17 protein-coding genes and 2 pseudogenes are annotated in these 18,080 nt (G+C 59.5%); 9 read left to right on the top strand and 10 right to left on the bottom strand.

What is annotated here, in order from left to right:
• Positions 1–138: 138 nt before the first annotated feature.
• Together AAE027_RS12825 and nhaA are read right to left on the bottom strand one after the other, a co-directional pair.
• The gene (locus AAE027_RS12825) at positions 139–372 is read right to left on the bottom strand and encodes a DUF6894 family protein (RefSeq protein ID WP_128956846.1); all 234 of its coding nucleotides are present in this window, start codon (positions 370–372) and stop codon (positions 139–141) included.
• A gap of 185 nt (positions 373–557) precedes the next feature.
• On the bottom strand, positions 558–2,426 hold the full coding sequence (gene nhaA, locus AAE027_RS12820) for a Na+/H+ antiporter NhaA (RefSeq protein WP_370988363.1): 1,869 nt from the start codon (positions 2,424–2,426) through the stop codon (positions 558–560).
• Between the two features lie 17 nt (positions 2,427–2,443).
• On the opposite strand from nhaA, the gene AAE027_RS12815 reads away from it, so the two are divergent.
• The 5 genes and pseudogenes from AAE027_RS12815 to AAE027_RS12795 all read left to right on the top strand — a co-directional run.
• A complete protein-coding gene (locus AAE027_RS12815) occupies positions 2,444–2,818 on the top strand; it encodes a hypothetical protein (RefSeq protein ID WP_370988362.1) in 375 nt (124 codons plus the stop codon).
• An 843-nt stretch (positions 2,819–3,661) separates the two neighbouring features.
• On the top strand, positions 3,662–4,141 hold the full coding sequence (locus tag AAE027_RS12810; RefSeq protein WP_370988361.1) for a hypothetical protein: 480 nt from the start codon (positions 3,662–3,664) through the stop codon (positions 4,139–4,141).
• 195 nt (positions 4,142–4,336) lie between these two features.
• Complete coding sequence (locus tag AAE027_RS12805; protein ID WP_370988360.1) at positions 4,337–5,050, top strand: caspase family protein; 714 nt, start codon at positions 4,337–4,339, stop codon at positions 5,048–5,050.
• A gap of 165 nt (positions 5,051–5,215) precedes the next feature.
• Positions 5,216–5,500, top strand: coding sequence for a (2Fe-2S)-binding protein (locus tag AAE027_RS12800; protein WP_370988359.1), 285 nt, complete (start codon positions 5,216–5,218; stop codon positions 5,498–5,500).
• 100 nt (positions 5,501–5,600) lie between these two features.
• Positions 5,601–5,775, top strand: a pseudogene (locus tag AAE027_RS12795) (ferritin-like domain-containing protein); the annotation flags it as partial.
• A 32-nt stretch (positions 5,776–5,807) separates the two neighbouring features.
• Here AAE027_RS12795 and hemE read toward each other — a convergent pair.
• Entirely contained in the window at positions 5,808–6,842 is a 1,035-nt protein-coding gene (gene hemE / locus AAE027_RS12790) for a uroporphyrinogen decarboxylase (RefSeq protein WP_370988357.1), read from the bottom strand.
• A 111-nt stretch (positions 6,843–6,953) separates the two neighbouring features.
• On the opposite strand from hemE, the pseudogene AAE027_RS12785 reads away from it, so the two are divergent.
• A pseudogene (locus AAE027_RS12785) lies at positions 6,954–7,151 on the top strand (hypothetical protein).
• A 440-nt stretch (positions 7,152–7,591) separates the two neighbouring features.
• Here AAE027_RS12785 and AAE027_RS12780 read toward each other — a convergent pair.
• The 3 genes from AAE027_RS12780 to AAE027_RS12770 all read right to left on the bottom strand — a co-directional run bounded on the left by AAE027_RS12780 (position 7,592) and on the right by AAE027_RS12770 (position 10,011).
• Positions 7,592–8,638 carry a DUF7482 domain-containing protein gene (locus AAE027_RS12780; RefSeq protein ID WP_370988356.1) on the bottom strand — a complete coding sequence of 349 codons (1,047 nt, stop codon included), beginning with the start codon at positions 8,636–8,638 and terminating at the stop codon, positions 7,592–7,594.
• 117 nt (positions 8,639–8,755) lie between these two features.
• Positions 8,756–9,325 carry a cytochrome P460 family protein gene (locus AAE027_RS12775; protein ID WP_370988355.1) on the bottom strand — a complete coding sequence of 190 codons (570 nt, stop codon included), beginning with the start codon at positions 9,323–9,325 and terminating at the stop codon, positions 8,756–8,758.
• An 11-nt stretch (positions 9,326–9,336) separates the two neighbouring features.
• Positions 9,337–10,011, bottom strand: a complete 675-nt coding sequence (locus AAE027_RS12770; protein ID WP_128935402.1) for a cytochrome P460 family protein — start codon at positions 10,009–10,011, stop codon at positions 9,337–9,339.
• Positions 10,012–11,090: 1,079 nt separating this feature from the next.
• Here AAE027_RS12770 and hemA point away from each other — a divergent pair.
• The 3 genes from hemA (at position 11,091) to ccmB (ending at position 14,143) form a co-directional block, all read left to right on the top strand.
• Positions 11,091–12,356, top strand: coding sequence for a 5-aminolevulinate synthase (hemA, locus tag AAE027_RS12765; protein ID WP_370988354.1), 1,266 nt, complete (start codon positions 11,091–11,093; stop codon positions 12,354–12,356).
• A 367-nt stretch (positions 12,357–12,723) separates the two neighbouring features.
• Positions 12,724–13,350 carry a heme ABC exporter ATP-binding protein CcmA gene (gene ccmA / locus AAE027_RS12760; protein WP_370988353.1) on the top strand — a complete coding sequence of 209 codons (627 nt, stop codon included), beginning with the start codon at positions 12,724–12,726 and terminating at the stop codon, positions 13,348–13,350.
• Positions 13,351–13,480: 130 nt separating this feature from the next.
• Positions 13,481–14,143: a heme exporter protein CcmB gene (gene ccmB / locus AAE027_RS12755; protein WP_370988352.1), complete on the top strand. Its 663-nt coding sequence runs from the start codon at positions 13,481–13,483 to the stop codon at positions 14,141–14,143.
• An 83-nt stretch (positions 14,144–14,226) separates the two neighbouring features.
• Here the strand turns inward: ccmB and AAE027_RS12750 are convergent, their stop codons facing one another.
• From AAE027_RS12750 to ccmI, 4 genes are read right to left on the bottom strand one after another with little or no spacing between them, the layout of a single operon-like run.
• Entirely contained in the window at positions 14,227–14,703 is a 477-nt protein-coding gene (locus AAE027_RS12750) for a cytochrome c-type biogenesis protein (RefSeq protein ID WP_271587686.1), read from the bottom strand.
• Positions 14,700–16,697, bottom strand: coding sequence for a heme lyase CcmF/NrfE family subunit (locus tag AAE027_RS12745; RefSeq protein ID WP_370988351.1), 1,998 nt, complete (start codon positions 16,695–16,697; stop codon positions 14,700–14,702). Before AAE027_RS12745 ends, AAE027_RS12750 begins: the two co-directional genes overlap by 4 nt.
• 40 nt (positions 16,698–16,737) lie before the next feature.
• Positions 16,738–17,190 carry a cytochrome c maturation protein CcmE gene (gene ccmE, locus AAE027_RS12740; RefSeq protein ID WP_370988350.1) on the bottom strand — a complete coding sequence of 151 codons (453 nt, stop codon included), beginning with the start codon at positions 17,188–17,190 and terminating at the stop codon, positions 16,738–16,740.
• Between the two features lie 3 nt (positions 17,191–17,193).
• Positions 17,194–17,892: a c-type cytochrome biogenesis protein CcmI gene (gene ccmI, locus AAE027_RS12735; RefSeq protein ID WP_370988349.1), complete on the bottom strand. Its 699-nt coding sequence runs from the start codon at positions 17,890–17,892 to the stop codon at positions 17,194–17,196.
• Positions 17,893–18,080 lie beyond the last annotated feature (188 nt).

Genomic DNA, 18,080 nt, shown 5'->3' with positions numbered 1-18,080 from the left:
AATTCGTGTCGGCGCATCAAATCGATCTTGACCTTGCGGCGCTGACGCTGAAGATAGTCTTCGTAGGGCACCAGCGGCCTGCTTTTCAAGTGGGACATAAGCGCGTTGGTCCAAAGGATCGCTTGGAAAACGGCGACCTCAATTCGGCTCCCCGAGCACGAAAGTGAAGGGCACAACGAAGAGCTCATCGCCCTGATCATTGCTGACATGCAGAACCCAGTCACGCCAATCCTCGAGGCTGCGCTCTTTGGTGAGGGACTGCACGATGCGGTTCGCATGATCCCGCGCTTCAGCAAGATCATCCACGACGGCGCCGCGGCGATCGACGAAAACCTTCTTGGTGTTCGCGCAGTGGAAATATACGTGCGTCATTTCGACTCCTTCAAATGCGACGGTTCGCCACGATAACTCTGCGTTGCTGGTGTCCTCGACGGCGGGATACCAGGAGATCTCGACCAAGTGCCCCTAAGTTTCACGCCTGCGATGTGGAACAGGCGGACCGCCGCGTCGCAGGTGGAATCATCTCCTTTTCGCGGTTAGGCATAAGCGGCGGCAAGCTATGATGATTTCATGCCGGCGCTCTGCGGCGCATCTCCGATAAGCTCCTGATGCGGAGCTCCCCAGAGCAGGCCAGTCCCGACGACGGCAGAAAGACTCGAGGCGGCGAACACAGCGATTTTTGCGGCCGAGAGGTCGGTGGCGCTTGGAAATGCCCGTCCGGCGATGAAGAGCGACATCGTGAAGCCAATGCCAGCGAGGGCTCCTGCCCCACCCAGCTGCCGCCACGTGTATTCGGCCGGCTTGACGGCTATGCCTGTGCGCACTGCCGCTGCGGCCGCGAGGAAGACGCCGAGCGGTTTTCCTATAGCGAGACTAGCGACGATCGCAGCCGTGAGACGGCCATGGCCAGCGAGGACGCTTGGGTTGATCGTCACTCCGGCATTCGCCAATGCGAAGATTGGGAGGACAACGTAGCTCGATCGCGCGCCTGCGTGTCGTAGCAGTCGATCGGCGGGCGATTCAATTCTATCGTAGATTGCGTCGAGCGCCTGCAGGGCTGGAGTGGAGGGGCCGCGCCTGAGAACTTCGCCCTCATGCCGAGCTTCGGACGCGATGATGGTGCTCGCCTGCGTCATCAGGGCGGCCAGATTGGCGGGCGGTCGCGTCGGAATGAACAAGGCAAGTAACACGCCGGCCAATGTAGCGTGGAGACCGCCCGCGTATACGAGGGCCCACAGCGCAGCGCCCATCAGGATGTAGGGCGAGAGATGGTACACCCCAGATCGGCTCAGCAGCATTAGCGCAACTACAACCATCGCCGCCGCAGCAAGGTAGGCCAGATGGATTTCGCCGGAGTAAAACACGGCGACGACTACGATCGCACCGATGTCGTCAACGATGGCCGCCGCCGTGAGGAAGATGCGCAGCTCGACCGGGACGCGGGAGCCCATCACTGCAATCAAGGCAATCGCGAACGCGGTGTCGGTCGCCATCGGAACACCCCACCCGTGCGACCACGGCCCCGCGGGGAGAACCAGCGAATACAGACACGCCGGCACAACCATGCCGCCGAGCGCGGCCGCGATCGGAAGCGCCGCGGAGCGACGGCTTGCGAGGTGTCCGACTGTCATCTCGCGCTTCACTTCCAATCCCACAACGAGGAAGAACAACGTCAACAGCCCGTCGTTGACCCAATGGAGGATGGACACCCGAAAGGCTGCGCTGCCCAAGCTCACGCCGAACTCCCAGCGCCAGAGCGCCTCAAACCCCGGCCCGATCGGCGAGTTCGTCAAGACAATCGCCGCCACAGTCGCGACGACGAGCAAAATGCCGGCGGACGGGCCCCAGCTCGCGAAGTCCAGGGCAGCCGTACGGACCCGGTGGCCAAGCGTGCCAAGCATTGCATCAACGAGAGAACTTTCGTCCCAGGGTCCGTCGTAGCGCCGGCTGTTGATGTAAAATGTCGGCGTGAATCTCACGCCGCTCGCGCGTGCACTCGCGATGTCCGACTCCACCCTCGCCTTCGCGCGGCGAACCGCGTCGCTATCGCGAAGCGTGGGGTTGGCATGCACACCTAGGTCAGCGGCCACCGCCGAAAGGTCGTCCTCTGTGAGCTGCATCGACCTCGTCATCAGCTTGATGTGCGCCGACCAGAACGTCTCTGGTGTCTGAGCAAGCTCAGCGAGCTCCGCAGCACGGAAGGAAAGACTGTTGTCCGTGAGCGGCCTGTGGCGGAAGGCATAGCAAACGCGGTCGCCTAGTTGATCGCGCGCCTGCGCGATGCGCTCGTTGGCAGCCCTGCAGTGCGGACAGGCGTAGCCGCCGTACTCAACCAGCGAGATCTCGGCATCGGCGGGGCCGAGCACGTGCTCTGTCTTGTGATCGACCGCACGATCGAGGCGGCCGGGCGGGATCATAAGCTTCATCGCTGAACGGAGCCCAAGTGTTCGCGCGCCGTTCTCACCGGGTGCCGCTCGCCAGCAGCGACCGCGGCTCGCGCATCGAACGGATTGGTATGGCACAAGACGCCCGACACCTCGCCGTTGGACCCGACGACTGGGATCTCCATACATCTCGACGCGATGCGGCCGATATCGTCATCGAGCACGCAACTCACACTTGTGCTGAACGCACGCTCCACTCCGTTCGCAACACCCGCGCCCTCCACGAGCACGACGACATTCTTCAACGGCGGACGTTCGACAGAGCGGAGCAAGGAAATGCGAGCGGTCTCTTCGATGTGCATGTCGGACCTCTGATGATCGTCCAACGGAAGGCCGACTTCGGCCGCAGCCGCGGGCGGGCGATGACGGATTAAGATTGGGTCAGCGACGCTGGAAAAGAAAATCACCTCTCGCCATGAAGTCGATAGCCAGCCGTTATCGGAACAGCTCAAAAGTAGTGCGTCACGTGCTGCGGGCCGGAGCGGAACTCTCGGCTGGCGCGAAGAGGTGTCTCGGCAAAAACACTAGTGCTGCGAGCGCGGTCGTAAAGCCCAAGCGCCCGTACACCCCGCCGCAATCGGAGCTGCGAGTAAACCGTGACCCAGAGCATTGCAGAAAGACCGGCCCCTCACCTCGCCGTCTCCCACCGCATCGATGCGGAGAGAAGAACCGCCTGTCCCTCTGAAGGCACACGGCCCGACATGGCTTTGCACCTTCCACCCTAGTGCGGTGTCCGCCACTGGCACGGATTTCTAATACTCGAGGCGTCGGTTTAAGCAAGCTCCGCGCACCGAGGACGTCGGGGGCGCGGCCGTCCCGACCGGGTTCGAGGGTACCAACCGTCAATCCGCGCAAAACCAGCGTCGCGATGCGCCGGGGTTCCTTCGGCCACAAGAGCCCGTCGTCCACTGGCGTCCTTTACCACGACGGAAACTTTGGTTCTTCGAATGCGTATCACTCGAAGTTGGTGTCATCACGCTCTAGCCCATGAGTTCGCCGCGCCATGGGTGGTTACATGATTGTCTGCTCGCCACGTCCGCAGAGGCTCCTAACTCGTCGTCGCCCTTGAACTACCCGATGATGGGTCTCCTCACTGTAGTCTCGCCCTGCAAAGCGGCAATAATGGTCGTCTATCGACTCCATGGCGAGAGGTGATTTCCCTCGACCGAGTTGCAAGGTCATTCTCGTTGCGTGGTTTAAAGCGAACAGGAGCTTCCATGAAGATTCAGGTCTGCAAGCTCGCAAGTGCGCTCGCAATTGCTGTTCCTATCGCGATCGCCGCCACAGCCAAATCGTCAGCCTCGCCGATCAATGGCACGTCGATCAGGGCGACGATACCAGATTTGACGACAGACGTGCACTTATTGGCGCGGCGGAGTCACCACTCTGCACCGGCAGCATACGGTTCATCGTCCTACGACGGCTCGTGGGACCTCGTCTTCGTGACGCAAAGAGGAACCTGCGATTCCACTTACAGCTTCACTGTCGATGTGACCAACGGAATTGTCACGCATCCCAATCTCGTGAAGTTTCGAGGATACGTTGCAAAAACGGGCGCGGTTCGCGCTTCCGTGACGGTCCAAGACAAATATGCCGCGGGCGCGGGCAAACTGTTTGCGACGTCCGGTCGGGGGACCTGGAGCGGCCACTCAGGATCAGCGCGCTGTTCAGGCTACTGGACGGCGCGACGGAATTGACGAGCAAGCGGAAAGGCGCGTTTCTTCGGAGACCATAATGGAATGAGATCTCCCAGACTAGTCGGCGTTGCAATCTCGCTCAGCTTGCTCTCAACCAGTCTCGACGGGACAAGGCAGCGGGAGACGCCTCGGCCCATCAGCGATCCCATCTGGTCGGGCAAATCCGCGCCCCTCGATACTAGTCGACTGGCGCTGGTGATTGGCAATTCGGCCTATCCCGATGCTGACTCTCCTCTTCCCATAATGACACGCGACGCGGAAGGCCTGAAAAATGCTCTTCGCGAGCACGGCTTTCTGGTCGATGCCATTGAAAATGCCACGGGCTCGGACATGACACACGCAGTCGATCATCTAAGGGCAAGAGTACATTCGAACTCGACTGTGTTAGTTTATTTCGGAGGTTACGGAATCCAGTCTGACGGACACAATTATCTAATCCCAGTCGATGCGAAGATTTGGAGTGAAGAAGATATCCGTCTACAAGGGCTAAGCATTGACCATCTCCTCTCGCAACTCCGGACTTCAGGAGCACGCGTCAGGCTCCTAGTTATTGAGGCTTCGCGCCGCAACCCTTACGAGCGACGCTTCAGGACTTATTCACATGGGCTTGCACCCATTCAAGGAGGTGAGAATGCGCTGATCCTGAGCTCAGCCGCGCCTGGTGTAATCGTCGAAGACCCTGATGAACTACATAGCCGGCTGATGACCGCTCTTCTTACGCAGATGGATTCTTCGAAGGGGATAGAGGAGGTCTTCAACAATACCCAAAATGCAGTGGTGACTGCAACTCAGGGCCAGCAGACTCCAGTTGTGTCATCTACGCTAACCGAGAGTGTCGATCTTTTGGCGGAACGGAGCGGCGTTCCCGTGTCCTCTGTCGGATCTGCGGCTAGCGGTCGCAGCGAGTGAACATACAAAGTTCTGCTGATCTGCAAGGAACAAAGGTCAGGGAAGACTTCCAAGGGCGGGTCCCCGCTCAATCATCTCCGTGTTCTTTGGAACGTTCTACGCGCCCGACCGCCGCCATCCCATGTCGATCTCAACCGCGTTGCTGAAATGTCCTTTTAGGGTTTCATGATCGTTTGCTCCTGCAATGTCCTCACCGACCGCGATGTTCGCCACGCCGTGAATACGGCAGAGGATGCGCTGCGCAATGCCAAACAGATCTATGACTGTCTCGGCTGCAGCGCTGAGTGCGGCCGCTGCGCGCGCACCATCAAGACGATCATCGACGAGGCGTATAGGGAATGTGCGCTAGCCTGTCAGGCCGACTGTCCGCATCGCCGGATCACGGATGACGCGCAGTATGAGCCCGGAGTTGGACCCGCAGCGACCGACTTCCTTGGTTTTTCTCGGTAGGTGCCTCTCGGTTTCGTCTCGGGGATGCTTGCTTGTTTTTCCTCAGAAGCGTTCTAAACTAAGAAAGGCAAAGGCCCGACCTCAAGTCTTGAAGTTCATCATGCAGGGCGACCCCAGGGTCATCGAGTATCTTAACAAGGGACTGCGTCACGAGCTCACCGCCATCAACCAATACTGGCTGCGCTACCGGTTCTTGGACAACTGGGGCCTGCTGGAAATGGCCAAGGCTTGGCGTAGGGAGTCGATCGAGAAAGATGAAGCACGCCGACCCGCTTCACCGATGTTGGGCCTGTCGGAGGATCGCTCGTTAGCCACGTACGCGTTTGATCATCTGTTCGACATGGGCGATCGGCGTCTCCGGCTGGATGCCGTGACCGAGATTGAAGATGAAGCGCCCTTGCGAAAAATTCGCCAAGGTGTTGTCGATGGCGCGGTCGAGTGCCGCACCGCCCGCGATCAGCACCAGCGGATCGAGATTGCCCTGTACGGCGACCTTGCTCTGCACGCGCTCGCGGATGAAGGCGGGCTCGGCGGTCCAGTCCATACTGACGCCGTTGATGCCGGTGGCCTCGACGTAACCAGGCAACTGCGCGCCCGCACCGCGCGGGAAGCCGATGATCTTCGCGTCAGGCACTTTGGCGCGCACGCCTTCGACGATGCGTCGTGTCGGCTCGGTTGACCAGCGCGCGAATTCGGCGGGAGGCAGCACGCCGGCCCAGGTGTCGAAAATCTGCAGCGCATTGGCGCCGGCGGCGAGCTGCGCCAGCAGATACTGAACCGAGGTGTCGACCAGCACGTCGATGATCTCTGAGAAAGCTTTGGGATGCCGGTAGGCCATCATTCGGGCCGGCGCCTGGTCCGGCGTGCCGCGGCCCGCGACCATGTAGGTCGCCACCGTCCAGGGCGCGCCGCAGAAGCCGATCAGCGCAACCTTCGGATCGAGCGCGCCGCGCACGATTCTGAGCGCCTCGAACACAGGCTCGAGCTTGCCGAAATCTGCGCGCGGCGCCAGCGTCGCCACCTTGGCCGGATCGTCCAGCGGCTCGAGCCGCGGGCCCTCGCCGACCTCGAACCGCACCTCACGTCCGAGCGCATAGGCGATTACCAGGATGTCGGAGAAGATGATCGCTGCGTCGAAGCCGAACCTTCGGATCGGCTGCAGCGTCACCTCGGCGGCGAGCTCGGGGTCGAAGCAGAGATCGAGAAAGCCGCCTGCCTTGGCGCGCACCTCGCGATATTCCGGCAAATAGCGCCCGGCCTGGCGCATCATCCACATGGGCGGGACGGTCTGGCGCTGGCCGGAGAGGACGTCGATGAAGGGCTTTGTCGCAGACTGGGGCACGAATGGTCCTGATGCAGAGTTGAGGTTCTTGATACACCGCCGCGCGCAGACGCGGAGCATGGCAACCTGCTCAAATGCGCCGCGTTGGCTCAGTCAATGAAGGAGAAATCCATGGCTCAGACCTTCAATCCCGCGCCGCACGACAAGCACGCCGAGGACTTAGGCGAAGCGCTCGGGGCCGATCGCCACGCCAGCTCGACACCGGGTTGGAAGATAGCTTCCCCGCCTCCGATCCCGTCAGCGCCACGCAGCCGACGCCATCGAAGGCCGACCGCAGATGCCGACAATATCAAGTCGATCTTCAGCTAGCGGCCGCCAGTTTCCGATAGGCTTGCTAAGACCTTGTTAGTGATCTGCGGAAACCCCGGTCCGCAGGAGTACCAAGCATCTTATCAACGTTGTCGAGAATCGGCTTGGAGCCCGCAGGAGCGTCCTCGCGCTTCAGAATGGCAATATGGGATTCTCCTGCTGCGAACCGCAAATGATTATTCGATGCCCGTGGTCGCCACTGGACTGGCTCGAAACCTAGGCCGATCGCGCCACGCCACTGAAGTGGACGGCAACCTATCCTTCCAACGCCGCAGCATCGGTCGCGATAGCCCGGCAGATTATCAAGGCCTACAAACAGTAGCGTCGGGTCCTAACGCGTGCTCATCAAATTCGCATCGACGTGAGTGGGAAGCGTCGGTGGAAGAGACCGATTGCGCTTCCCGCATGAACGAGGGAAGCGCAGCTATGTGGCCAGGAGATTATTCATTGGTGAAGCCTACAACCGGACAATTCACTAGATTCCCCGTCGTCTTCACCGGCCCTCCCGCAGGGCTCACCAGTAAGCCCGCCGCACTTTTGGATTCAAGATCGTCGCCGTCAGTGATCAGTTTTCTTTGATCCTTCACGATAGCTTCCTTGGTCCACTCGGCTAGTCGTACGTCCCACATCGGGGAGTATCCTGCGCTGATCTCAGTGAAGTGCGCGAGGATGTCGAGCGAAGGCCCCTCTCCCTTGATAGCACTGTTGAGTCCCTGGCGATTCGGATCGTTCGCCCCCATGTTGCCATTCACAATCGTATAGATCACCTCGATCGCGCCGCTCTGAAGAATGTCGCTTTCCGCAGGCGCAAAGGTGGACGCCTCAAGGGTCGCCGACTCCTCGGAATTTGCGTCAAAGCTAAGATAACGCAGGTGTCTTCCGTTCGCGAATCCAGACCGGAGTTTCAAGTCGACAGTACCCTTATCAGGACAGATGCTTGCTACGGAGTCCGTCACCACGGAATAGTCAGGGCTGCCGTTGCAGAATGAAATTTTGTCCGGCCCGACATCGAACGCGATGATCGGCGCATTGAAAACGATATTCATACTATTGGACACCCGCACCAGTGGGCTGTAGTGCGCATCCCCAATAGATCCGGCTCGGGCTGTCTTAGGAGGAAAGAAACTGGGCGCGTCCCCTCCGACCAACTTCTGCGAGGGTGAGAAATCGACTCGCCCTGATTTAAAGGTGAAGTTACCCGAGTCGTCCATTTCCGCAACCCGTGTGCTCTTCAGGTTCTTGGCATCAGTGAGACTCGGCGCCCACGTAAGTCCCATCTTTTGCGAAGTATCGTAATCGCTTACGTCGGTGAGAACGAACCAAACGGTCTCTCCCGAGGCAAGACGGCCGCGATGGAGCGGTAGCGTCACCACCTCTCGTACTAGGTCCACCTGGCCCGACGTAAGAAATTGCTTCGTAATCTTTTTGCCAGCAGCTGGATCGGCCGCTAGACTTACATGAGGTGTCGAAAACGACACCACAAACATCACCATCGATCCGCAAACGCATCTGACGAGCTTCCCGCTGGGCTTCATGACGCTACCTTCTTTGCATCCAGTCTGGTTTTGCACACGTGACATTAAAGCTAGTTCGCCGAGGGCCTGTCACTTTTTGAGTCCGGGATAGCCTTGAACATAAATCCAGTCAGTCGCTTTGGCAGGGATGTGGCAACCTAGACAATCTGAGCGGAAGTCGGTTGAGGTCGTCTTCACCGGGTCACCCGCGTCAAACCAGGACCAGCCCCAACCGTTGCCCCACAATTTATTATCGGGGTGACTGTTTTTGCCGTCCTTCACCATCACGAACCATCCTTTGAGGCTTTGTTGATGGCTGACGGTCCCAGTCGTCATTTCCGAAGTCGCCGCGGCGTACACTTCTTTCACCAGGATCGAACCCTCGGGAAATTCGCCAGTCGTCCGATAAGCTACCGCAGTTCCGGGCGACGCATAGACCACGTGCATCTCCTTAGCACCTTTGTCACCTGCAACAGACCAGCTCCCAAGGAATTCGTAGGTCGTTCGGTACTTTTTCGGGACATGCATGTTGCCTGCCCCGTCGACGAGTTGTTCTTGCGCAGAGGCGGCCTGGCTAGGTACGACCTGTGGTACTAGGCAGCCGACGCTCACAGCGATGAACGATGCGGACGCTATGGCCGCACTTCTGAGAATTTTCATCACGGTTGTCCCTACTTTTTGATAGACGGATTCTCGCTGGGCGGCATTTTCTTGGAGCCACTCTGGCCGGGCGGTAGCGGCACCTGGTCGAGCAGCGCGTAGAACTGCGTCCATACGTCATCCCGTTTCGCGCTTGCGATGTGGCAGTAGCCGCATTCCTCGACCGGCCGGACTTTGGCAGTGGCCGCTTTCGGTTCGTGGTGATTGAAGTTGAAATAACCCCAACCGTCGCTTGCCTTATATCTCTCGGTGTCCTTGACGGTCACATCCGCTCCGTTGAACGCCCCCGGGAAAAATCCTTTTCCCGATGGCGCGGTACTCGAACCGTCCGGATTGGTGGCAGGCTGCATAAGCTGCAATTCCTTCACGAAGATTGTTCCTTCAGGGAAGACGCCCGTTTTCTTGTAAATATCGTAAGAACCGGGCTCGATATACACGTTGTGAAATTCCGGGAAATTTGCTTGAGGCGGGTTCAAAAAGTTGGGCGTCAGTGGCGATCCAACGTAAACCCATTCGTGAAAGTTTTTTGGCAGAATAAGGTCCCCGTCTTTCGTGTATTCAGGAAGATAGCGGCCGGTGGCGTGCCAATCGTCGGGTGGCGGAAGCTGTGGTTGCTGCGCGAAGGCTGCGGTTGCTAGAGCGCCAACGCCAAGGACCGCGGAAAGTGCCAGTACGGTGCGTCTCATAATCTCTCTCCTATGACAGCTCGATATTGCCGATGAGGCAATGACTGCATTCTTGCGCAGGTGGTCTCATTAACTGCGCGCAGATCAGACTAGGCGTGGATGCCAAAGTGCGAAAGCAACAAGGGGGCATGAAATCGATGCCCGATGGAAATGACGCACTCTCGAACTATTGCTGTTTGATCATCGGATCTTTCTGTTCCCTCGCAATCCGGCGCAGTGAGTTGCGACTAATGGCCATGTCCAGTCCTTGCTGATGAGCTAGACTCTTTGCTCATCTGCAGATTGGGCCATTGAGTGTCCAATTCTTGCTGTTCCAAATGTCGCACGCGATCCCACGGAAGGGGCCAGTGCAGTTTCTCGGCCGATACCGAGCCCCGATCACTCAATCCCTTTTAGCGTCGTCCACTCGCTCGCGGCTTGCCTCTGCCTACTCCGGGCGATTGTCGCGCACCGCAGCTTACGAGCTAATGTCCAGCGTGTCGGTAGAGGCACTTCGCGAGAAGGCATAGTGTCTCGACTGGCGACACCTCACCGCGCCAGCGCTGAAGAGGCCTCCTACATCAAACAATGGGTGCATGACACTACCAGTCGACAGGCGCTCTTTGTTCACTTCGACCCGGCTGCCGATCCGGATCGCCCAGCTCTTCGCTGGTGAACAGCCATCGAGCGGCTTGGACTATGATCCGGGCGGCATCTCAGAATGCGGTGAGCGACGAACCATCTCGCTGATCTGGTCGTACAGTTGACTTAGCGTCCGGTACCAAGTCGCGACCAGGGGGATTTTGCGTCCGGGCGGCGTGCGCACCATGCAAAAAGGACAGGAGGCTAGCCTAGGTCTGAGCTGCCTCAGGCAGCGGCGCTCGATCATAACCGGAGGATTTTAAAATCATAACTGAGACGAGTGCGAAGTGCTCTGCGTGATGGGCTATGGTCGACCTATGCTCGAGTGACGGATAGGGAAGGTTGACATGGAAGATCTCGACATATCGGCTGAGCGTCAAGCGAAGCATCCAGCGCACGGAAGCTCCGGTAATGGACATTCGTGTGCGAACACACATTCGTGTGCGGACATGTTGTGCATGAAACGAGCGTTGACGACGTCCACCGCAACCTTCGTTAGGGGCGCCGTCAATTGTGCGGCCGAAACATACGAACACCATTTTCGTGGCTCTCTTGAGCGCCTGCGCGAAGAACAACGTTATCGCGTCTTCGCTAACATCGAACGCGTCTCCGGTCGCTTCCCTACCGCCAAATGGCGCCGCCTCGACGGATCCGTTACTGAAATCACGGTTTGGTGCTCGAATGATTATCTGGGCATGGGACAACATCCGGAGGTCGTGGGCGCGCTGACCGCGACGGCACACCGCTGCGGTGCAGGAGCAGGTGGAACTCGCAACATCGCGGGAAATAGTTCGCCCTTAGTTGATTTAGAGGGCGAACTTGCTGATCTGCACGGCAAGGAGGCCAGTCTCGTCTTCACCTCCGGCTACGTATCGAACCAGGCCAGCATCTCCACGATCGGTAAGCTGATCCCAGAGTGCGTAATCTTTTCTGATGAATTCAACCACAATTCGATTATCGAAGGCATCCGTCAATCAGGTTGCGAAAAGCGAATTTTCCGCCACAACGATCTTGGTCACCTTGAGGCCTTGCTTCGCGAGGCGGGAAGCCGCCCCAAGCTCGTCGTGTTCGAATCGGTCTACTCAATGGACGGCGATGTGGCGCCGATCGGCGCAATCTGCGACCTTGCCGAGCGGTATGGGGCGATGACCTACCTTGATGAGGTTCACGCCGTCGGTCTCTACGGCGCTCGCGGCGGCGGAATTAGCGAGCGCGAGGGTGTGATGCACCGCTTGACGGTGATCGAGGGTACTCTCGCCAAGGGATTTGGCTGCATTGGCGGCTATATCTCGGCGTCGCGATCTATTTGCGATGCGGTGCGCAGCTTCGCGCCCGGATTCATCTTCACGACCGCCCTCCCTCCACCGATTGCCGCCGCAGCGCGTGCATCTGTTCGCTATCTGAAACACTCGTCTGCCGAGCGCGAAGCACATCAACGACAGGCCGCTGCAACGAAAGAGGCGCTCCAAGCCGCCGGGCTTCCGGTTCTCCGGACCGGAACCCACATCGTGCCTGTGATCGTCGGCGATGCGGAATTGTGCAAGGCGGCAGCCGATCGCCTTCTACAGCGCCACGCCATCTATATCCAGCCGATCAACTATCCGACGGTCCCGCGTGGGACAGAGCGGCTGCGCATCACGCCGTCGCCATACCACGCGGATACCCATATAGCTGAACTCGCAGCTGCGCTCGCTGAGACCTGGGAGGCCCTTTCTCTTTACTGAGAGCCGTGATTGGGAACACTCCCGCGACCGCCTGCGGCTTCATCGGCAGGGCGTCGGCTAACCGACGGCGCAGCGTACAAGGGAAGGGCGTCGGGCGTTCCCGGTGGTGCAGCCGAGGCAGCAAGCTGGGCAATGCAACTCACGTTTGTAGGGGCGATCGCGTGGCCCATCCTACCCTCAGCGTTCAAGATCTGGCTCGCATCCGTTTAATGGGCAGCCCCGAAGAGCGAACCTCCTCGGCCTCCTGGGCTGTTCTCCGTCGCCGCTCGAACACGTTTGTCCCGAACCGTCGTTCATTCGATAAGCCCTCCAAATGAGGGTTCGTTGAAAACGATCACAACGAAACAACGGACAACGAGGACTGAACATGGATATTAGGCAGCGATCCCATCTGCTGATCGAAGATCTGTCCGTGGCGCGCGGCGAGCGCATCCTGCTCGACGGGATATCTTTGCGACTAAGCGCGGGCCAAATCGCCGAAGTGACCGGTCCCAACGGAGTGGGCAAATCTACACTCTTGCGGGCGATCGCCGGCTTTTTTCCACTAGGATCCGGCCGCATGTCATGGGTGGAGTCGGAAGCCACGGATCCGGCGCCCCTGGCAGAACGGCTCCACTACGTGGGCCATCTCGACGGGTTGAAATCGTCGTTGACCGCCCGCGAGAACCTCGACATCGGCCTGGGATTTTTGGGGCGAGATCGCCGAACCCCGTTAGAGGCGCTGGACCGCATGGAGTTGGCCCACGTTCTCGATCTGCCTGTCGGCTATCTTTCCGCGGGGCAGCGTCGCCGTGTCGCATTGGCCCGGCTCTTAATCGTCGATCGCCCTCTATGGTTACTCGACGAACCGCTAACAGCGCTCGACCGGCACGCGCGCGCCTTGCTGAAGACTATCGTCGCCAGCCATCTCGAAGGCGGAGGATTGACACTGGCCGCGACCCACGAACCTCTTGGTCTGCGAGGGACAGTCCAAGTCAGACTTGGAATCAGGTGATGGCCATTTCGCTGAAGTGCGGTGGCACCCCACATAGCGGTCTGTCTCGAGGTCGGGAAAGAAGAGATCACGCTGCTTTTCCGATTTCAGCGGAGCGGTCTCGACGCAATGGCGATGCCGGATGGGCACCATGACCCGTATTCTCCTCGTCGTTTTTCTTCGCGACCTCATGCTAGCCCGCCGCATCGGTGGAGGTGGGATTCTCGGTCTGGTCTTTTTCCTCAGCCTTGTGACGGTCGTACCTTTCGCGATCGGGCCTGACCTACGCTTGCTGTCGCGGATCGGCCCAGCAATTCTATGGATAGCAGCACTTCTCGCGAGTCTATTAGGCCTCGACCGTCTATTTCAGGCGGATCAAGAGGACGGTTCGCTGGACCAGATGTTCCTGTCGCCGGCGCCCCTAGAACTCATTGTTCTTGTGAAGTGCATCGCCCACTGGTTTGTGACGGGGCTACCGCTCGTTATGCTCTCGCCTCTGTTTGGCCTGATGTTGGATTTGGATGGTTCCGCCCTCCGATCGGTAGCAGCAACGTTGTTGGTTGGTACGCCGACGTTCACCTTTCTAGGGGCGATCGGGGCGGCCCTTACTGTCACCCTGCGGCGCGGCGGTCTGTTGCTATCGATCCTCGTCGTGCCACTAGCCGTACCGGTGCTGATCTTCGGTGTCTCCGCGGCGCAAAGTGCCACAATTCCCTTTTTGACACCGTTCCTGGTCCTCTGCGCACTCGGACTCGCGTCCATCGCGCTCGCTCCGATAGCTGCGGCCGCAGCTCTTCGTAGCGCAGGAGAATAATGAGGCATGCAACGATTGAGTTTTCTGTCGGGCGCTCTTGTGGAACGACTTCGGCCTTGCCCGAACTTGACCTCAGGAGGAGCCTATAGCGGGCTATCGGAGTCAAACACAGCGGCAAGCTGATCCCGCTCGGCTTGGCTCAATGGTGCCGCTGGCGTGGACTGCTGGCGGCGTAATCCGAACAGGAGAGCGATGGCGCCCGCTCCGAGTACCAAAGCCGGCATTCCCCAAAGGAGAGCGGTTTCCAAGTCGAGTGGCGGTTTCAGCAGGATAAAGTTTCCGTAACGCTTCACCAGAAAAGCGCGGACCTGCTCATCACTCTCCCCGAGCTTAAGGCGCTCGCGCACCAGCAGGCGAAGGTCTCGCGCGAGCTCTGCCTTGGAATCGTCGATCGACTCATTTTGGCAGACCAGACAACGCAGTCCGGCGGAAATAGCGCGCGCGCGTGCCTCGAGTTTCGGGTTGGTCAGGATTTCATCCGGCTGAACCGCCCTCGCCAAGCTAGGGGCGACGCTTGCGAGTACGATCGAAAGCAGAAGAATGCGACGAAGCCACGTCATTCGGCGGGCTCCGGCGCTGCGGGGCTGTCGGCGACGCGGAGGCGAGCCGCGCGGCGCGCGAAGCCAATTCGGAGGCGTCTGTCGGACAAGGACACAATCCCTCCGAACGCCATAATGACCGCACCGATCCAGATGCTCGTCACGAGCGGCTTCCAGAACAGGCGCGCATCAACCGAACCATCCGCGTGGCGGTTCCCAAGCGAAACGTAGATCTGCCCAAAACTCAGCGTTACGATGCCTGCCTCGGTGACGGTTGTCTGTCGTGTGGGAAAGCTGCGCTTGGCTGGCTCGACGGCTGTCACGTATGCGCCGCCCTTGCTGATAACCGTATGGCCGACGAGCTCCGTGTAGTTCGGTCCCTGCCGCGATTGAAAATTCTCTATGGTGGCTTGATACGGGCCGAGATCGATCGTCTGACCTAACTTGACGGTCGCGATCCGCTCCACACCCCAACCCGTCGCCGCCAAGCCCATGAGTGTCAAGCCAAGGCCTGCGTGAGCGATCGCCCCACCCCACGCGGAGCGCGGCAGCCCGATCGCGCGGGCTAGCATAAGCCGGCCGCCTTGCCCTCTTGTCCAGATACGCGACGCCACATCGGTGAACGAACCGACGATGAGGTAGACGGCCAGGCCGAGACCGGCTGCGGCGAAGACGGAGCCGCCCCGGATGACGGCAACGAGCACAATTGAGACTACAAGACCACCCAGGGCTGCGACCGTCACCCGTTGCGCTGCGCCGAGCAGGTCACCGCGCTTCCAGGCGATCGACTGACCGAGCGGCATCAGCAGAACGATAGGCGCTACGAGCGGGCCGAGCGTTAAATTGAAAAACGGCGCGCCGACCGAGATCTTGTCTCCGGTCAGGGCCTCAAGCGCGAGCGGATAGAGCGTGCCGGTCAGAACCGTAACGCAGCAGGTGGTCAGCAGCAGGTTGTTGACTGCCAGCGCGCTCTCGCGTGAAACGGGTGCGAACACGCTACGCTCGCTCAGGGAGGGAGCGCGCCACGCGTAGAGCGCGAGTGGCCCGCCGATGAATACGGTCAGTATGACCAGGATGAAGACGCCGCGAGCCGGGTCACTAGCGAACGAATGGACGGAGGTCAGTACTCCGGAGCGCACGAGGAACGTACCCAGCAGCGACAGCGAGAACGTAAGTATCGCCAGAAACAGTGTCCAAATCTTGAGGGCTTCACGCTTCTCCATCACGGCAGCCGAATGGAGGAGCGCGGTGCCCGCAACCCAGGGCATCAGTGACGCGTTTTCGACCGGATCCCAGAACCAGAATCCGCCCCAGCCTAGGGTGTAATAGGCCCAGTACGACCCCATGGCGATGCCAAGCGTCAAAAAGATCCAGGCAATCAGTATCCAGGGCCGAACGTAGCGGGCCCAAGCGGCGTCTAGCCGGCCACTGATCAGCGCGGCTACCGCGAAGGAGAACACGATCGAAGAACCGACATAGCCGACGTAAAGGAGCGGCGGGTGTATGGCAAGACCCGGGTCTTGAAGCAGCGGATTAAGGTCCAGGCCCTCAAGCGGCGCCGGAAATCGTCGCAAGAAGGGATCGGAGGTGAACAGAATGAAACAGAGGAAGGCAAGCGAGATCCAGCCTTGGACGGCCAGCGTATTCGCGCGCAGTTCGTTTGCCATGGCGCGTTCGAAAATCGCTACAGCCGCTCCAAAAGCCGCGAGAATCAGAACCCAAAGCAGCATGGATCCTTCGTGATTGCCCCAGACGCCCGCGAATTTGTATATAAGCGGTTTGGTGGTGAGTGAGTTCTCGGCGACTGTCACGAGACTGAAGTCAGACGCCACATGGGCGTAAGTCAGTGCTGCGAAGGCATAAGCTAAGAGCAGGAACTGGGTGATTGCGGCAGGGACCGCGATTGAAGTAAGTGCCGAATCCCTAGTCCGGGTTCCCCAGAGTGGCAGAATTGATTGAAGCAGCGCGACAGCGAGAGCCAAAGCGAGCGCGTAATGTCCGGTTTCAATGATCATCTTGTGGTCCCATCAGCTGGGATGTTTCGTGGGAGCGGCGCTATTGCGCTCGCGCAGATCTTTCGTTGCGCCAAGTGCCTTCTTGCTTGAGCTTGTCAGCTACCTCCTTGGGCATATATCGCTCGTCGTGTTTTGCTAGCACCGTGTCGGCATGAAAAAGGCTCGGTCCTTCCACGGTGCCCTCGGCGACGACGCCCTGCCCTTCACGGAAGAGATCCGGCAACAATCCGGTGTAGCTGACTTCGACATCGTGCTTTAGGTCTGTCACCGCGAAGATGACAGTCGACGACCCCTCATGAGTAAGTGATCCACGTTTCACTAGGCCGCCGATGCGCAGCCGGGTGCCCGGCGGCGGCGCCTTTGCGGCCAACTCGCTCGGGCCATAAAAGAAGACAATACTGTCTCGCAACGCGAACAGGATGAGCCCTATCGCGATCGTTAAAGTGACGCCAGCTGCGCTGATGATAGCGAGGCGCCTACCCTTTCGCGTCAAGATCTACTCCTCTAAACGAAGCTGTCTGACGAGTTCATCCACGCGAGCCGACGCTTGCGCATCGCCTGCTAGCTGAGCACGCGCGCTTGCGACAGCCGCCTCGGCCCTTTTGCGCTCACCCAATGCAGCGTAAGACCTAATAAGTTGTAGCCATCCTTGAAGGTGATGGCCGTCCTTCGAGAGCTTCTCGGCGAGCTCCGCTACCATTCCCCGGATCGCGTTGCTCCGTTGCTCTGGAGGAAGCCCTTCAATGTCAGCTCCGGCTTGGCCGGCGTGGATGTCAGGAACTGCGGCAGCGAGGCTAAAATCTGCATTGGACCGCCTCGATGCGATCGGCATGTCAGGCTGGCTGGGAGCGCCGACCTTGAGGTACGACGCGAGCGCGATAAGCGGCAGGACTAAGACGATCGCCAAAGCCGCTGCGGCGCGTCGCTGACCTCCGCGGCGCGACGTATGCGACCAGCCCTCGGAGGCCGAGTTGAGTGACGCGAGCAGCCGGCGCTCGATTTCGGCGCGAGTCGTCACCGACTCCTCAGGTGCTAGCATTCCGCTGCGCACATCCTCATCCGCTTCGGACAGAAGATCGCGATAGAACGTCACATCCGGATCACGAGCGCGAACGGCCTCGCGCCGCTCAGAGAGCGACCGGGCCAGCGCCAGCACGACTGACGACGTCATCATTGCAAAAATGACCCACAGCACGTTTTCAAAGACCTCCGTTCGTCCTCACCACCGCACAGCGCACCGTCCGCCGGCATGCGCCACCAGTGAGGCTCGGGCCACCTGACTGTTCCGCCTTCATTGCCAACTTGGAATTCCCGAACAATGTATCGGACAGAGCACTACAACGTTGAGGCAAGAAACGATCCTTCTTGCATTCATCCCGGAAG

It is taken from the genome of Bradyrhizobium sp. DN3 (genome assembly GCF_041357655.1).
GTDB lineage: Bacteria > Pseudomonadota > Alphaproteobacteria > Rhizobiales > Xanthobacteraceae > Bradyrhizobium.
The sequence above is the reverse complement of the archived record's forward strand: the minus strand, read 5'-3'. Positions and strand labels throughout refer to the sequence as shown.

Coding starts and splice junctions, on each gene's coding strand:
- AAE027_RS12825 (WP_128956846.1), bottom strand. CDS start 372: ATGACGCACGTATATTTCCACTGCGCGAACACCAAGAAGGTTTTCGTC.
- nhaA (WP_370988363.1), bottom strand. CDS start 2,426: ATGAAGCTTATGATCCCGCCCGGCCGCCTCGATCGTGCGGTCGATCAC.
- AAE027_RS12810 (WP_370988361.1), top strand. CDS start 3,662: ATGAAGATTCAGGTCTGCAAGCTCGCAAGTGCGCTCGCAATTGCTGTT.
- AAE027_RS12800 (WP_370988359.1), top strand. CDS start 5,216: ATGATCGTTTGCTCCTGCAATGTCCTCACCGACCGCGATGTTCGCCAC.
- AAE027_RS12780 (WP_370988356.1), bottom strand. CDS start 8,638: ATGTTTGTGGTGTCGTTTTCGACACCTCATGTAAGTCTAGCGGCCGAT.
- AAE027_RS12775 (WP_370988355.1), bottom strand. CDS start 9,325: ATGAAAATTCTCAGAAGTGCGGCCATAGCGTCCGCATCGTTCATCGCT.
- AAE027_RS12770 (WP_128935402.1), bottom strand. CDS start 10,011: ATGAGACGCACCGTACTGGCACTTTCCGCGGTCCTTGGCGTTGGCGCT.
- hemA (WP_370988354.1), top strand. CDS start 11,091: ATGAAACGAGCGTTGACGACGTCCACCGCAACCTTCGTTAGGGGCGCC.
- ccmA (WP_370988353.1), top strand. CDS start 12,724: ATGGATATTAGGCAGCGATCCCATCTGCTGATCGAAGATCTGTCCGTG.
- ccmB (WP_370988352.1), top strand. CDS start 13,481: ATGACCCGTATTCTCCTCGTCGTTTTTCTTCGCGACCTCATGCTAGCC.
- AAE027_RS12750 (WP_271587686.1), bottom strand. CDS start 14,703: ATGACGTGGCTTCGTCGCATTCTTCTGCTTTCGATCGTACTCGCAAGC.
- AAE027_RS12745 (WP_370988351.1), bottom strand. CDS start 16,697: ATGATCATTGAAACCGGACATTACGCGCTCGCTTTGGCTCTCGCTGTC.